General features: G+C 62.6%; 14 protein-coding genes. 8 read left to right on the forward strand and 6 right to left on the reverse strand.

Annotated features, from left to right (window positions below; all coding sequences use genetic code 11):
- The first annotated feature begins 2 nt into the window (after window positions 1-2).
- The 4 genes from hemJ (at window position 3) to NFG58_RS21485 (ending at window position 4,003) form a co-directional block, all read left to right on the forward strand.
- Entirely contained in the window at window positions 3-434 is a 432-nt protein-coding gene (gene hemJ, locus NFG58_RS21470; protein ID WP_045992725.1) for a protoporphyrinogen oxidase HemJ, read from the forward strand.
- A gap of 35 nt (window positions 435-469) precedes the next feature.
- Window positions 470-1,282, forward strand: coding sequence for a hydroxymethylpyrimidine/phosphomethylpyrimidine kinase (locus tag NFG58_RS21475; RefSeq protein WP_213229534.1), 813 nt, complete (start codon window positions 470-472; stop codon window positions 1,280-1,282).
- Between the two features lie 174 nt (window positions 1,283-1,456).
- On the forward strand, window positions 1,457-2,749 hold the full coding sequence (gene hemL, locus NFG58_RS21480) for a glutamate-1-semialdehyde 2,1-aminomutase (RefSeq protein WP_348827340.1): 1,293 nt from the start codon (window positions 1,457-1,459) through the stop codon (window positions 2,747-2,749).
- 12 nt (window positions 2,750-2,761) lie between these two features.
- Window positions 2,762-4,003, forward strand: coding sequence for a bifunctional aminoglycoside phosphotransferase/ATP-binding protein (locus NFG58_RS21485; RefSeq protein WP_045992728.1), 1,242 nt, complete (start codon window positions 2,762-2,764; stop codon window positions 4,001-4,003).
- A gap of 160 nt (window positions 4,004-4,163) precedes the next feature.
- On the opposite strand, the gene NFG58_RS21490 is transcribed toward NFG58_RS21485, so the two are convergent.
- Window positions 4,164-4,835 (reverse strand): LuxR C-terminal-related transcriptional regulator, encoded by a 672-nt coding sequence (locus NFG58_RS21490; RefSeq protein WP_045992729.1) that lies wholly within the window; start codon window positions 4,833-4,835, stop codon window positions 4,164-4,166.
- Between the two features lie 328 nt (window positions 4,836-5,163).
- Between NFG58_RS21490 and rdgB the strand changes: the two genes are divergently transcribed.
- The 4 genes from rdgB to rlmJ all read left to right on the forward strand — a co-directional run bounded on the left by rdgB (window position 5,164) and on the right by rlmJ (window position 8,983).
- Window positions 5,164-5,775: an RdgB/HAM1 family non-canonical purine NTP pyrophosphatase gene (gene rdgB, locus NFG58_RS21495; RefSeq protein ID WP_045992730.1), complete on the forward strand. Its 612-nt coding sequence runs from the start codon at window positions 5,164-5,166 to the stop codon at window positions 5,773-5,775.
- Window positions 5,775-6,944 (forward strand): radical SAM family heme chaperone HemW, encoded by a 1,170-nt coding sequence (gene hemW / locus NFG58_RS21500; RefSeq protein ID WP_348827341.1) that lies wholly within the window; start codon window positions 5,775-5,777, stop codon window positions 6,942-6,944. Before rdgB ends, hemW begins: the two co-directional genes overlap by 1 nt.
- A 38-nt stretch (window positions 6,945-6,982) precedes the next feature.
- A complete protein-coding gene (locus NFG58_RS21505; protein ID WP_108131951.1) occupies window positions 6,983-7,657 on the forward strand; it encodes an OmpA family protein in 675 nt (224 codons plus the stop codon).
- 450 nt (window positions 7,658-8,107) lie between these two features.
- Window positions 8,108-8,983 (forward strand): 23S rRNA (adenine(2030)-N(6))-methyltransferase RlmJ, encoded by an 876-nt coding sequence (gene rlmJ, locus NFG58_RS21510; RefSeq protein WP_348827342.1) that lies wholly within the window; start codon window positions 8,108-8,110, stop codon window positions 8,981-8,983.
- Between the two features lie 38 nt (window positions 8,984-9,021).
- Here the strand turns inward: rlmJ and NFG58_RS21515 are convergent, their stop codons facing one another.
- The 5 genes from NFG58_RS21515 to rpmH all read right to left on the reverse strand — a co-directional run bounded on the left by NFG58_RS21515 (window position 9,022) and on the right by rpmH (window position 13,856).
- Window positions 9,022-9,594 carry a hypothetical protein gene (locus tag NFG58_RS21515; RefSeq protein ID WP_253028346.1) on the reverse strand — a complete coding sequence of 191 codons (573 nt, stop codon included), beginning with the start codon at window positions 9,592-9,594 and terminating at the stop codon, window positions 9,022-9,024.
- Window positions 9,595-9,855: 261 nt separating this feature from the next.
- Complete coding sequence (gene mnmE / locus NFG58_RS21520) at window positions 9,856-11,226, reverse strand: tRNA uridine-5-carboxymethylaminomethyl(34) synthesis GTPase MnmE (protein WP_108449589.1); 1,371 nt, start codon at window positions 11,224-11,226, stop codon at window positions 9,856-9,858.
- Between the two features lie 153 nt (window positions 11,227-11,379).
- The gene (yidC, locus tag NFG58_RS21525; protein ID WP_108131947.1) at window positions 11,380-13,059 is read right to left on the reverse strand and encodes a membrane protein insertase YidC; all 1,680 of its coding nucleotides are present in this window, start codon (window positions 13,057-13,059) and stop codon (window positions 11,380-11,382) included.
- Window positions 13,060-13,258: 199 nt separating this feature from the next.
- Complete coding sequence (gene rnpA / locus NFG58_RS21530; protein WP_083970680.1) at window positions 13,259-13,708, reverse strand: ribonuclease P protein component; 450 nt, start codon at window positions 13,706-13,708, stop codon at window positions 13,259-13,261.
- Between the two features lie 13 nt (window positions 13,709-13,721).
- Entirely contained in the window at window positions 13,722-13,856 is a 135-nt protein-coding gene (gene rpmH, locus NFG58_RS21535; RefSeq protein WP_008959105.1) for a 50S ribosomal protein L34, read from the reverse strand.
- Window positions 13,857-14,457: the final 601 nt, after the last annotated feature.

The raw sequence follows: 14,457 nt of genomic DNA on the forward strand, positions 1-14,457 counted from the left end.
CCATGTATCTGTGGATAAAAGCCTTTCATCTGATGTCGATCGTGACCTGGTTCGCCGCCATGTTCTATCTGCCACGGCTCTATGTGTACCACGCCATGGCCCGGGACAAGGGCGAGTACGCCAGCATGGATACCTTCATGGTGATGGAACGCAAGCTCTATCGCGGCATCATGACACCTTCGATGGTGGCGGTATTGCTGCTGGGGGCCCTGCTGGTGTGGTTGAACCCGGCCCTGATGAGCCAGGGCTGGCTGCACGCCAAGCTGGCGCTGGTGGTGGCGCTGGTGGCCTATCACCATGTCTGCCTGATCTACCTGAAGCAGCTGGCCGAGGATCGTTGCCGTCGCAGTGCCACCTTCTTTCGTGTGTTCAATGAACTGCCGGTGCTGGCACTGGTGGCTATCGTGATCCTGGCCGTGGTGAAACCCTTTTGAATAGCCTGAGTCCTTCGACTTCGCCCCACCTGCCGATGGTGCTGGTGCTGGCCGGGCATGACCCGACCGGCGGTGCCGGCCTGGTGGCCGACGCCGAGAGCGTGGCCGCCTGCGGAGGCTGGGCACTGACCGTGCCTACCGCACTGACGGTACAGGACCTCGTCGACGTCCAGGCGGTGCACCCGGTGCCGGCCTCGACCATTCGCCAGGCGGCCGCAGCGCTGGAGAGCCTGCCGATCGCGGCGATCAAGATCGGTTTGATCGCCGACCTCGAGGCGCTGGACGCGGTGGTCGATGTGGTGCGGCGCCGGCCCGGTGTGCCGGTGGTTGCCGATCCGGTGCTCAAGGCGGGGGGCGGATCACCGCTTGCGACCCAGGAGCTGATCGACGCCTACTTCGAGCGTCTGCTGCCGAGGGTCGATATCCTGACCCCCAATCGCGGCGAACTGGCACGCCTGGCCGGGCTCGACTACCAGGATGATACCGAGCGCTGTGTCAGTCTGATGCACCAGGGCTGCCAGGCGGTGCTGGTGACCGGCACCGATGATCCCCAGGGCCAGACGGCCAAGGGGCGCGTCGCCCATACCCTGCATACTCCGGACAGCGATCGTCAGTGGACCTGGCCCCGCTTGCCGGCGACCTTTCATGGTTCCGGTTGTACCCTGGCCGCTGCCGTGGCTACGCGACTGGCGGCGGGAGAAAGTCTGGTGCAGGCTTGTGAGCAGGCTCAGGTGTTTGCCTGGCAGGCGCTGGCCCATGGCTGGACGCCCGGCCAGGGGCAGTCGTTGCCTCGCCGGCTGTGGAAAATGCCGACGCCGCGCTTTTCGCCGGACGAGGTCAAGGTATGATGGCGACACGGCAGTCGGCATGAGAGACCCCGATCAGCCCCTGTTGGAAGGTATTGGCGCCCAATTCACCGGGTTATCCCATGCCCTCCACAGGGTTATCCACAGGCGGTGTCGCGCTGAATCGATGTCTGTGGCATCGATGATTGAATTTCACTTTTGGGCAAAGAGGTTGCCATGACCACATCCGCTGAGCTCTTCGAACAGGCCTGTCGGCACATTCCCGGTGGCGTCAACTCACCGGTGCGCGCGTTCAAGGGGCTGCATCGTCCGCCGGTGTTCATGGAGAGCGCAAAGGGCGCCTACCTTTTCGATGTCGAAGGCAAGCGCTACGTCGACTACGTGGGCTCCTGGGGACCGATGATCACCGGCCATGCCGATCCCGACGTGCTGGGCGCGGTGCGCGAGCGCCTCGACAAGGGCCTGTCCTTCGGTACCCCGACCGCGGTCGAGACCACCATGGCGGAGCTGATCTGCGAGATCATCCCGAGCATCGAGATGGTGCGCATGACCAACTCGGGCACCGAGGCGACCATGTCGGCGATTCGCCTGGCCCGTGGTTTCACCGGGCGGGACAAGATCGTCAAGTTCGAGGGCAACTACCATGGCCACAGCGATTCGCTGCTGGTCAAGGCGGGGTCCGGCGCGCTGACTCACGGTGAGCCCAGTTCTCCCGGGGTGCCTGCCGCTCTGGCCGAACATACCATCACGCTGTCCTACAATGACATCGACGAGGTGGAGCGCTGTTTCGAGGAGATCGGCAGTCAGATCGCCTGCATCATCGTCGAGCCGGTGGCCGGCAACATGAACTGCATCCCGCCGAGCGCCGACTTCCTCAAGACCCTGCGCCAGGTCTGTGACCGCCACCAGAGTGTGCTGATCTTCGACGAGGTGATGACCGGTTTCCGTGTCGCCCTGGGCGGCGCCCAGGCTCACTTCGGCGTGACCCCGGATCTGACCTGTCTCGGCAAGATCGTCGGTGGCGGCATGCCGGTGGGTGCCTTCGGTGGCAGCCGCGAGATCATGAGCGAACTATCGCCGCTGGGACCGGTGTACCAGGCCGGCACCCTGGCCGGTAATCCGCTGGCCATGGCGGCGGGGGTGGCACTGCTGACCAAGCTGAAAGAGCCGGGCTTTCACAAGGCCCTGGCGCAGCGTGTCGAGACCCTGTGCAACGGGCTTGAAAGCCGGGCACGCGAGGCTGGTATCGACATGATCACCCAGCGTGCCGGAGGGATGTTCGGGGTATTCTTCACCGCCCAGAGCAGCGTCGAGAACTTTGCCCAGGCCACCGCCTGTGACGCCGATGCCTTCCGCCGTTTCTTCACCGCCATGCTCGAGCAGGGAGTCTACCTGGCGCCGTCGGCCTACGAGGCTGGCTTCATGTCCAGTGCACACACGCCGGAGGATATCCAGGTGACCCTGGACGCTGCCGAGAAAGCCTTCGCCCAGATGACGACCCAGGCCTGACAGGAGCCGACCATGACTGGCAATGACGCCGCTTCGCCGGACACCGCGCTGGAGCCATTTACCCTGGAAGAACTGCTGGACGCGCTGGCCGAGTTTCACGCCGAGCCGTTGCCGCCGGAGAGCGATTTGCCGGAACCGCTGACGGTGCTCAAGCACCGCAGCGAGGCCGAGTTCTCGGCCTGTCGATCACTGCTGACCGGGGACGAGGACGTCGAGCGCCTGGATGCCCTCAAGGTGTGGCTGGATCAGGAATTCGATCGTCTCGCTCCGATCATCGAGGTGCGCAAGGATCGCCTGCGTCCCAGCCGTTGGTACATGGAGTACTCCGATGTACGTCTGTGTGACAACGGGCGTCTGGTAGTCGCCCAGAGTGCCGCCCAGGATCCCAAGCCCTTCGACTATCCCGAGATGGCAGATCCCGGCCATGACCTGGCGAGTCTCAGGGTGGAACTCGAACTGCGTGGCGAGATGACGCTCTCCCATCAGGCTCTGGATGGCTATCTACGTCGCAGTGGCGACTACGAGCTGGCACGGATCCTGTCACTGTTGCAGGTCATCGAGTCCATGGCGGGCATGCGCCGTGCGCTGCAGCGTCGCCAGGTGAGCGGCCAGGAGCGTCCGTCGCTGATGGCCGAGACCATGAACAGTTTCCGCCGCTACCTGACCCTGGCGGAGCGCCACGCGGAGTTCCGCTTTCCGCCGCTGGTGATCGGCGTCGGGGTGTCGGGCAGCGGCAAGAGCCGCTTCACCCGTACCCTGGTGGGACGCCAGGGTGCGGTGCGACTGAGCTCAGATGTTCAGCGCCTGGTGCTGCATGGATTCAATCCACAACAGGGTAGTGACGATCTGCCTGTGGATATCTATACCCGCGAGGCCACCGACAAGACCTACCAGCGCCTGGCCGCCTGCGCCGGGATTCTGCTGGACGCCGGTTACATGGTCTGTGTCGACGGCACCTTCCTCGAGCGCAAGCAGCGCGAGCTGTTGCGCTGGCAGGCCGAGGCCAGGGGACTGCCGGTGCTGCTGGTAAGCTTCGAGGCGGACGACGAAACGCTAAGACGTCGCATCAGCAAACGCGCGGTGCGCAATGAGCGGGACGAATCGTTGAGCCTGGCGGTGCTGGCGGCACAGCAGGACGCCTTCGAAGACTTCACCGACGAGGAACGCCTGCACCTGGTGCGGCTGGACAGCACGGCCGACAACGCGGCGGAGACCTTGGCCAGCCTGATCGAAGAGCACATACGCGTGCTGTAAGAGACCAGCCAGGTATCTTGCTCCACCAACAAGGAAGCCGGCGATGCCGGCGTCCTTGTTGGCTGCACCTGTGTTGTCGATGCAGTAGCGTTATTCCATTGCTCGATCTCGGCCCTAAGGCGTCTGTGCCCCCGTAGGTCCGGGGCTCGGTCGTCCAGTCTTAGCGTGTCGCAGTGGAGCGTCGAGGTGGCGGTGCGCCGAGATTCTGGCGTGCCCAGTTGACCGCCTGCAGGCGATTGCTGACGCGAATCTTCTTGAACACGTTGTACAGGTGAGACTTTACGGTGTGTTCGCTGACGCACAGGCGTTCGGCAATTTCCATGTTGGAGGCGCCGGAGCCCAGCAGTCCGATGATCTCCATCTCGCGCTGGGTCAGGCCACAGGCCGGTCGATAGGCATTGAGCTGCTGGCGGCGGGAAAACTCGATCAGGCGAGTCATCAGCGAGCGCGACATCCACAGATCGTCGGTCTCGAACAGCTTGGCGATGCCCTTGCAGATACTGTCGAGGCTGTCCTGACGATAGAAGACCCCTCGCAGATGCATGAAGGACAGCACCTCCAGCGCATGTTCTTCGTCACGCAGGTTGAAGGCGGTGAGCAACAGGCCGCTGTGGCGTGCACTGACGTCCTGCCAATGCTGCATGGCGGCGTCGTCGACGTGGTCGGCGTCCATCAGTACCAGCACCTGCTGACTGTCATCGATTTCGATGGTGTCGGCGGGGGCGGCGATGGAGACAGGGCAGTGGAATTGGTCCTTGATATAGTTGATGAAGAGCAGTGACTGAGGGTTGTGGTCAGTCACCAGCACTATCTGTCCTGTGTTGTTGCTCATCGTCGTGTCTCCGTGCACCCGCAGACGCCTGCTGACAGGGATGGGTATGACTAGTAAGTGGTGACCATTATGGGCCTATTCCATTCATTTTGTAAGGTTCTGTAACTACTGCACAGTAAAGTTAGGCTTGATACACGGCTTTACCGAAATTATTCATACCTTGGTCCTAGAAAATAGCGAATTTTCGGACATTTTCCCGGTATTTTTTGAATCTTTTTTCCAACTTTGTGCTTAAACGGCATTCAAACCACGCATGATAGAGTATAGGCAAACATGCCGGCATAGTGCCGACGTGTCTTCTATCGAACTACCCATCAAGAGCGACGCCATGAGTCAACTTACCGAACTGGTGCTGGCCAGTGGAAACGCCGGCAAGCTCAAGGAACTGGGCGCGCTGCTGGCGCCACTGGGCATCAAGGTTCACGCCCAGTCGGAGTTTGCCGTTCCCGAGGTCGAGGAAACGGGACTGACCTTTGTCGAAAATGCCCTGCTCAAGGCGAGGGAAGCCAGCCGGATCAGCGGCCTGCCGGCGCTGGCCGACGACTCCGGGCTCGCCGTGGATGCACTCGATGGTCGCCCCGGTATCTATTCCGCCCGCTTTGCCGGTGAACCCAAGGACGACGGTCGCAATAACGACAAGTTGCTCGAGGCCATGGCCGAGGTGCCCGAAGGGAGTCGTGGTGCCAGCTACTGGTGCGTGCTGGTGCTGCTCGAGCATCCCGAGGATCCAGTGCCACTGATCGTCCAGGCCGACTGGCGTGGCGAGATCCTGGCCCATCCGCGCGGTGAGGGCGGCTTTGGCTATGACCCACTGTTCTGGCTGCCGGATCAGGGCGCCAGCGCCGCCGAACTCGGCGCGGCGGAGAAGAACCGACTGAGTCATCGCGGTCGCGCCCTCTCGGCGCTGCTGCTCGAACTCGAGCGTCGGTCGAGTTCGTGATGGTGTCTCGTCTTCCGCCGCTGGCGCTGTATGTCCATGTGCCCTGGTGCGTGCGCAAGTGTCCCTACTGTGACTTCAATTCCCACGGTGTCGGGCGCGGCGCCGAACTCCCCGAACAGGCCTACCTGGCGGCGTTGATCGACGACCTGCGCAGCGATGCCAGGCTTGCCGACGGACGCGAGCTGGTCAGCATCTTCATCGGCGGCGGCACGCCGAGTCTGATGTCTGGAGATTTCTATCGCCGATTGCTGGATACGGCGAGCCAGCTGGTGCCTTTCGCCTCGGATATCGAAATTACGCTGGAAGCCAACCCGGGGACGCTGGAGCGTGGCCGCTTTGCCGACTATCGCCGTGCCGGCATCAACCGGCTGTCGCTTGGCGTTCAGAGTTTTCACGACGCACAGCTTTCGGCGCTGGGTCGTATCCATGGCGGCGAGGACGCCGAGCGCGCCTTCGATGAGGCTCGCCGAGCCGGATTCGACAATCTCAATCTGGACTTGATGCATGGCTTGCCGGGGCAGACCCCGGAGCTCGCGCTTGCCGACCTGGAGCGGGCCATCACGCTGGCGCCGGAACACCTGTCCTGGTATCAGCTGACGCTGGAGCCCAATACCGAGTTTCATGCCAAGCCACCGCGGCTACCGGAAGAAGAGGTGCTGTGGGATATCCAGGACCTGGGCCACGAGCGTCTCGAGGCGGCAGGATTTCAACGCTATGAGATCTCGGCCTACTCGAAGCCCGGACGTCGGGCGCGTCACAACCTCAACTACTGGCGCTTCGGCGACTACCTGGGGATCGGCGCCGGTGCCCACGGCAAGATCAGCCAGCCGAGCGAGTCGGGTTTCCACATCGAGCGCCGCTGGAAGACTCGCCAGCCCGAGGCGTACCTGCGGCGACATCAGGACCCACGGGGTTTCGTGGCCGGTCATCGACGGGTGAAGCCCGACGAGGTGGCGCTGGAATTCGCGATGAACGCACTGAGACTGGTCGACGGGGTATCGCTGGATACCTGGTGTGCACACACAGGACGCTCTGTGGCAGAGTTGTCGCCAAAGATCGACAAGGCGCGTGAAAAGGGACTTATTGTGCAAGACGCCGCCAGGGTTCAAGCTTCTGCGCAAGGTCTATTATTCTTGAACGACCTTTTGACCCTGTTCAGCGAAGACTGAAAGGGATGATGTACCACATGGAAGGAGACGTTGACGCCATGAGCAGCAAGACTCGACTGATCGCCCCGCTGGCAGCCGCCGTGATTCTGGCTGGCTGCTCCACAACGGATCCTTACACTGGCCAGACCGATCGCAACAACACCGGCATTGGCGCCGCTGTGGGTGCCGCCGTCGGTGCCGCAGCCGGCGCCATCAGTGGCGACGGCAGCACCAGCAAACGTGACCGTGCCTTGATTGGTGCCGCCGCAGGTGCCGCCGTGGGCGGTGGTATCGGTGTCTACATGGATCGCCAGGAAGAACAGCTGCGTCAGAGCATGCAGGGTACCGGGATCGAGGTTGAGCGCCAGGGTGACAACATCGTGCTCAACATGCCGAGTAGCGTGACCTTCGGTTTCGACTCCGCCGACCTGACCGGCGGCGCCACCAGCGCCCTCAACGACGTGGCCAACGTGCTGACCCAGTATCCGGAAACCCGCGTCAATATCGCCGGCCACACCGACTCTACCGGCGACGCCAGCTACAACCAGCGTCTGTCCGAGCGTCGTGCCCAGTCAGTGGGCAGCTACCTCCAGGGGCAGGGTGTCGCCTCCGGTCGTCTGTATGTGAGCGGTTACGGTGAAAACCAGCCGATCGCCAGCAACAACACCGAAGAAGGTCGTGCCCAGAACCGTCGCGTCGAGATTACCCTGACGCCGACCGGCCAGCAGGGGTAAGGCGACTCGGCTGCCTGACCTGTATGAGGGAGGCCCGCCACCTCGGTGGGTTTCTCTCGCTTGCGTCGATAGCCCGTAGCTGAAGTCGCGACGTTGCAGCGACTGCAACGGCAAGGCCCGCACCTCTCGACAGAGGCGCGGGCCTTTTCGATACCTGCCTTTCTCTTCATTCCTGCCCGGTCTCTCCAGGACCCTCTAGATCTCTCTTGATCTTGTCTGGCCTGGTCTCTCCCAAGCCCTGCTGCTGCCCCAACCTTGGTCACAGCGCTATCTGGCGACGGCTCCATGATATTCAACGGCTCGGGTTCGTGGGGGGACAGCGTACCTACTCGGACAAAGCCCAATGTCTGTCATGAGTCTATACGTCTGCACGCAGACCCCTACTTGCTGTTATCGTAAAGCCATCGACTCGGCGAACGATTTTCGCCCCACGACCAGGTCAGACCATCCATGCTTTCCTATCAGCACGCCTATCATGCCGGCAATTTCGCCGACGTTCATAAACACTTGTGGCTTTACGCCACGATTGATCATTTATTACGTAAAGATAGTGCTATTACGTTTATGGATACTCACGCCGGGCGAGGAAGCTATCCGTTGGCGGCTGAAGAAACCGCGCGGCTCAAGGAGTACCAGACGGGCGTCAAGCGCTTGTGGGACAGCCGCACCGAGACGGGCAAGGCGGGCGCGCAGAATCCACTGCTGACGACCTGGCTTGAGGCGATCGACTCCGTTCAGACGCGGCCACAGCAATTGACCCACTACCCAGGCTCGCCCTGGTGGCTGGGTCATCGGCTGCGTGATCAGGACCGATTGACCCTGTTCGAGTTGCACCCGGGTGAGCACGGCCACCTGGCCCGGCAGTCACTGGCAGGCGAAGGGCAGCAGGCGAATATTCGACGCGTGCATGGCGACGGCCTGGCCGGGCTCAGGTCACTGCTCCCGGTAAAGACACCGCGGCTGTGCGTGCTGGTCGACCCGAGTTTCGAGCGCAAGTCGGAGTACCAGGAGGTCGCCGAGACCATGATTCATGCCCTCGGCAAGGTCCGCCACGCGGTGCTGCTGCTGTGGTATCCACTGCTGCCCGCCGGGCGCCACCAGGAGCTGTTGGACAGGCTGCGAGCCAGCGGTGTGCGCAAGCTATGGCGCAGCGAGGTGATCCTGCACCCCCCGGGAGGGGCGAGTCACGGCATGTACGGCAGCGGGATGCTGGTGGCCAACCCGCCCTGGGGTGTCAGCGACAGCATGCAGGCCGCCATCGCTGACTGGCTGCCGCTGCTCGGTGACGCAGCGCGCCACGAGCAGCGCTGGTGGGTCGGGGAGTAGCGCCTGGTCGTCGGTCATCTGGCCAGACGCCAATCGGATCATGGTGCCTCGAACATCAAGCGAAAGCCCACCGGTGAGGTTCGGTCGATGGATGAGAGGCCGGCAATTTCCTGCAAGGCGGCGATGCCGTCCTCGAAGCCCAGCGATTCTGCGCTTAGCCATACCGGCTGATCCGACACCACCAGCCAGCGTGTGTCGGCGAGTCTTGCCACCAGTACCTGGGCCTCCTGCTCGGTCGACGCCGAGCCGAGACTGATATCGACTGGGATACTGGTCGCCAGGGTCTCGCCTACGCCAAGTGAATCGAAGCTGGAGGTATCGACCTGGGCCGAGATCGCGAAGCTGGCCGCGGCCAGCAGGTGCTCGAGCATCCGTTCATCACGGATATCGATGCCCGTGTCCAGCGATTCTGTGGCCACCTCGATGGTGACCTTGCCGCTATCGTCGATACCGCCGGACAGACCGTCCAGGTGGTGGGTCTCACCTATGCTCTGGTTTTTCACCGAGCCGAACCACAGGCGTGAATCGTCACCGGACAGCTGCCAGTCCGCCAGGGCGGAAAGCGAGACGCTGCCTAGCGCCATTGCGACAACCAGGGGAAGGACTTTCATGGGGACTCCTGTGGGCAAGGGGGCACTGCCCACAGTGTAGCGGGTATGACAGATGCCCTGGACGAGCCCTCGGTCCGGCCGGCCGGGGGGCGGATGTCTGGCACCAGTGATGGCGGACGCCTCAGGCGCCCCATGTCGGCGCCAGGCGTGGCTTCGCCATCTCTGAAGGGGTGGCGAGGCGATCGCTGGCGCATGAAAGTGGGTAAGTGCTTGCTATCGGTGGAGCGTCTGTTTTAAAGGCTTTTGTGCATTTTCAGGCATTCACTTGCCGATACAAAAGCTGCCGAAGATCTCACCCAGCAGATCGTCGGCGCTGAACTCGCCGGTGATCTCCCCCAGCGCCTGCTGGGCATCACGCAGGTCCTCGGCCAGCAGCTCGCCCGCGCCATAGCCTTCGAGTTGTGCATGGCCGTTGTCGAGGGCCTCGCGAGCGCGGTCAAGGGCGTCCAGGTGACGACGCCGAGCCGAGAAGCGGCCTTCGGTGGTGGACTGAAAGCCCATGATCTCCTTGAGGTGAGACTTGAGGTTATCCACACCCTGACGTGATCTGGCGGAGAGCCGCAGCGTAGGAGGTGTTGTGGATAAATCGAGTCCCGGTGCTTCACCGCTCTGGTCCACCTTGTTGCGCACCAGGGTCAAGCGTGAGGCGTCCGGCAGGCGCTCGACGAATTCCGGCCAGATGGCCATGGGGTCGGTGGCCTCGGTGGTGGTGGCGTCCACCAGTAGCAGGACCCGGTCGGCCTTCTCGATTTCGCTCCAGGCGCGGGCCACGCCGATCTTTTCCACCGCGTCGGGGGTATCGCGCAGGCCGGCGGTGTCGATGATGTGCAGCGGCATGCCGTCCAGATGGATATGTTCTCGCAACACGTCCCGGGTGGTGCCCTCGATATCGGTGACGATGGCCGTGTCCTGTTCGGTCAGCGCATTGAGCAGGCTCGACTTGCCGGCATTGGGCCGTCCGGCGATGACCACGCTCATGCCCTCGCGCATCAGTGCGCCCTGGCCGGCACTGCGACGCACCTCGGCGAGCTCCGTCATGAGCGCGCCAAGCTTGGCCGCGACATGGCCATCGGCGAGGAAGTCTATCTCCTCCTCGGGGAAGTCGATGGCCGCCTCTACGTACATGCGCAGCTCGATCAGGCCCTGGACCAGCGACTGCACGCGGGTGGAGAACTCGCCCTGCAAGGAGCGCAAGGCATTTTCGGCGGCGCCACGGGAGCTGGCGTCGATCAGGTCGGCGATGGCCTCGGCCTGAGCCAGGTCGAGCTTGTCATTGAGAAAGGCGCGCTCGGAGAACTCACCCGGGCGGGCCAGCCGTGCCCCCAGCGCCACACAGCGCTCGAGCAGCATGTCCATGATCACCGGGCCGCCGTGACCCTGAAGTTCCAGCACGTCTTCGCCGGTGAAGGAGTGTGGCCCTTCGAAAAACAGCGCGATGCCTTCATCGATTACCCCGTTATCGCCCCTGAACGGTCCGTAGAAGGCCTGGCGCGCGTCCGGTACCTGGCCCAGCATGGCGCTGGCAATCGCGCCACAGGCAGGCCCCGAGACGCGTATGATGCCGACGCCGCCCCGACCCGGCGGCGTGGCGAGGGCGCAGATGCTGTCCTGGGTGTAAAGAGGCGTGGTCATGGTCAGACTCCTTGATGATCGGGCGTATTGTCAGGCGCAGCGCCTGGCTTTGCCAGTCCGGCTGGTGTGACCAACGGCTGTGGCCAGAGGTGCGGGCCCTGAAACGCCAGACCCCCGCCGAAGCGGGGGTCTGGAAGCGTCATGCATGAGGACTTACTTGGTGTTCATGCCCTTGCCGACGCTGGGGTCTTCCTCGATCTTGCGGGTGATCACGTACTGCTGAATGATCGAGATGCAGTTGTTGCACACCCAGTAGATGACCAGACCGGCCGGGAACCACAGGAAGAAGAAGGTGAAGACGATCGGCAGCATCTTCATGATCTTCGCCTGCATCGGGTCCGGAGGCGTCGGGTTGAGCATCTGCTGAACGAACATGGAGGCGCCCATCAGGATCGGCAGGACGAAGTAGGGGTCCTTCACCGACAGGTCCTGGATCCACAGCATGAAGGGCGCGTGACGCAGTTCCACGGACTCCAGCAGCATCCAGTACAGCGCGATGAACACCGGCATCTGTATCAGGATCGGCAGACAGCCGCCCAGCGGATTGATCTTTTCCTTCTGGTAGAACTTCATCATCTCCTGGGACATCTTCTGGCGGTCGTCGCCGAAGCGTTCCTTGAGACGCTGCATTTCCGGGCCAAGCTTGCGCATGCGTGCCATGGACTTGTAGGCCTTGGCAGACAGCGGCCACAGGGCAGCCTTGACCATGATGGTCAGGATGACGATGGACCAGCCCCAGTTGCCGATCAGATCGTGGATGTGATCGAGCAGCCAGAACAGCGGATTGGCGATGAACCACAGCCAGCCGAAGTCGACGGTCAGCTCCAGGTTCGGTGCCACGGCCTCAAGCCGCTCCTGCACCTTGGGGCCCATGTAGAGGGTGGCACCCAGGGTGGCGTCGGCTCCCGGTGCCAGGGTCTGGGCCTGGCCGGCGAAGGCAGCAACGTTGCGGTCCTGACTGTCGGTGGCGGCGTAGAACAGGTTGTCCTGCTGCTGCGGCGGTACCCAGGCGGAGGTGAAGTAGTGCTGGATGATCGCGACCCAGCCGCCCTCGACCTCGCGGTTCTGGAAGTTGCCTGCCTGGATGTCCTCGAAGTCGATCTTCTCGTAGCGGTTCTCCGGTGAGGAGTACGCCGCGCCGAGGAAGGAGCGCATGCCCATCTTGGGGCCAGTGGACGGATCCGGGTTGTTGTCGCGGGCCAGTTGGCCGATGAAGCGTGCGCTTACCGGCTCCTCGCCAGCGTTGGCAAGCAGGTAGCTGACGTCGACTGCGTAGTCGTCACGACTGAAGGTGAAACGCTTGACGATGTCGATGCCATTGACGGTGGCGGTCATGTCCACCTGCAGGCTGTCCTGGCCGTCGGCCAGGCGGTACTCGGTCTTCTCGGGCGAGAAGGCGATACGACCGCTGTTGCCGTCAAGCTGCAGTCCAGAGCGAGCGACGTAGCTCAGGGTGCTGTTGTTGGACAGCAGCACGTAGGGCCGATCCCCATCCTGGCTCATCAGATGCTGGGGGAGGGCGGCGTAGACGATGTCGCCACCCTGGGGGTCGATACGCACGTCGAGGACGTCGGTGATGACCGCAATGAGATCTCGACTGTTGGCAGCGGGCTCGCTGCTGCCGGGCAGCTCGCTGCCGACATCATTGGCCGAGCTGGGTGCCGCCAGGCCTTCCGACGTGGAGGCGTCGGCACCGTTTGAGGTCGCGTTGCTGGTGATCGCCGGAGCATCCGGGGTGCTGGGCGGCTGACCGTAGTCCTGGTTCCACTGCACCATGATCAGGTAGGCGAGCACCGCCAGGGGGATCAGCAGGAGTAGTCGTTTTACGTCCATGAAGGGTCTGCCCGAAGGGAAGTGAACATGCCGATGGCGCCACGCGAGACGCCTACATGAGATACACGAAAGCCTGCCGGAGGCAGGCCAGTATTCGTACGGAAACGTTCCGCGTCGCGAGAGGTGACGTCAAGGGGCCGGAAGAGGGACTCGTTCATGCTCGGACGAAGTGTGTTCGGCATTGAAGAGCCTCTTGCTGCTAGTTACGGCTTTGCTTCGGCTGTGACCGAGTGTCACCCCGGGTGTCACTCGCGTGGCGAGGTGTCGTCGATGTCCGCGAGGGACGAGTCGACTTTTCGGCCTCGCGCTCGAGACGACGCCACATGCCGAACAGCTGGCGCAGCACGGTGTCGTTGTCGACCTCGTTGACGCCACGCCTGGCCAGCAAGACGATATCCACGGCGGGAAGTCGATGCTGTGCATGCCGAACGGACTCACGAGCCAGTCGTTTCAGTCGATTGCGATCGACGGCCCGGCGTACGTTCTTCTTGCTGAAGACCAGGCCCAGGCGAGGGTGTCCCAAGTCATTGGGAATCGCCAACGCCATCAGGCCCTTGCCGTGAACCTTGTAGACCGCCCCATCGAACACCTGGCGGTAGTCCCCGGCAGTCAGCAAGCGGCATTGCCGGGGAAAGGTCAGACAGGCCACGAAGGACCTGCGCTTAGGCGCTCAGGCGCTTGCGGCCCTTGGCACGGCGACGTGCCAGAACGGCGCGGCCGTTTTTGGTGGCCATGCGAGCACGGAAGCCGTGCGCGCGCTTGCGCTTGAGAACGCTCGGTTGGAATGTGCGCTTCATAACTCGTTAATCCCACAGTGGTTTTTTGGAACGGATAGACATCCAGAGGCTCCCGGAATCCGCTCGGGCCCCCGGGGGTATTCGGCTCAAGACCGGATATTTTAGTGATTTCAAGCCCTGGGTGCAATCTTTTCGCGGGCCAGAAAGCAGGTTTCAGGGTGTTCGCCCCTGCCAGTCCGGCCCAGACGGCTGGGGATAACTCTTGCTCGAGCCGAACCGGCGGGTGAACAAGCCACCCGGGGCCAACCTCGCGACATGACCCGCTGCCTACATAGCAATAAAGAGAAGTTCTTGACTGATGTTGTTATTACTACTGGGGATAGTTTTTGTGGATAAGCGTGTTCACGTATGAAATTTCAACATGTTGCGTTGCATATAAAAGTGTGGAGAAAACGTTGAGACCGCGGGGAGGAGCGGTGTGGTTCCGGTGGATCAATGATGAGATTGTCCACAGGGACTCGTTCGCCAGCAAGTTGTTCCAGCACAACTCCGAATGGCGTACAAGGGTTTTCCACAGCTAGGTTTCGGTGCCGTTCTCGTGTGGATAACTCGTGGTGACAAGGCTACAATGTGCGGTCGTTCTTCAACCAAGGTAGCTCGC

This window comes from Halomonas sp. RT37 (genome assembly GCF_040070525.1).
Taxonomy (GTDB): Bacteria; Pseudomonadota; Gammaproteobacteria; order Pseudomonadales; family Halomonadaceae; genus Halomonas; species Halomonas litopenaei.

Bases quoted from the DNA above. Each gene is read 5' to 3' on its own strand.
- hemJ (WP_045992725.1), top strand. From the start codon at position 3: ATGTATCTGTGGATAAAAGCCTTTCATCTGATGTCGATCGTGACCTGG.
- NFG58_RS21475 (WP_213229534.1), top strand. From the start codon at position 470: ATGGTGCTGGTGCTGGCCGGGCATGACCCGACCGGCGGTGCCGGCCTG.
- hemL (WP_348827340.1), top strand. From the start codon at position 1,457: ATGACCACATCCGCTGAGCTCTTCGAACAGGCCTGTCGGCACATTCCC.
- NFG58_RS21485 (WP_045992728.1), top strand. From the start codon at position 2,762: ATGACTGGCAATGACGCCGCTTCGCCGGACACCGCGCTGGAGCCATTT.
- NFG58_RS21490 (WP_045992729.1), bottom strand. From the start codon at position 4,835: ATGAGCAACAACACAGGACAGATAGTGCTGGTGACTGACCACAACCCT.
- rdgB (WP_045992730.1), top strand. From the start codon at position 5,164: ATGAGTCAACTTACCGAACTGGTGCTGGCCAGTGGAAACGCCGGCAAG.
- hemW (WP_348827341.1), top strand. From the start codon at position 5,775: ATGGTGTCTCGTCTTCCGCCGCTGGCGCTGTATGTCCATGTGCCCTGG.
- NFG58_RS21505 (WP_108131951.1), top strand. From the start codon at position 6,983: ATGAGCAGCAAGACTCGACTGATCGCCCCGCTGGCAGCCGCCGTGATT.
- rlmJ (WP_348827342.1), top strand. From the start codon at position 8,108: ATGCTTTCCTATCAGCACGCCTATCATGCCGGCAATTTCGCCGACGTT.
- NFG58_RS21515 (WP_253028346.1), bottom strand. From the start codon at position 9,594: ATGAAAGTCCTTCCCCTGGTTGTCGCAATGGCGCTAGGCAGCGTCTCG.
- mnmE (WP_108449589.1), bottom strand. From the start codon at position 11,226: ATGACCACGCCTCTTTACACCCAGGACAGCATCTGCGCCCTCGCCACG.
- yidC (WP_108131947.1), bottom strand. From the start codon at position 13,059: ATGGACGTAAAACGACTACTCCTGCTGATCCCCCTGGCGGTGCTCGCC.
- rpmH (WP_008959105.1), bottom strand. From the start codon at position 13,856: ATGAAGCGCACATTCCAACCGAGCGTTCTCAAGCGCAAGCGCGCGCAC.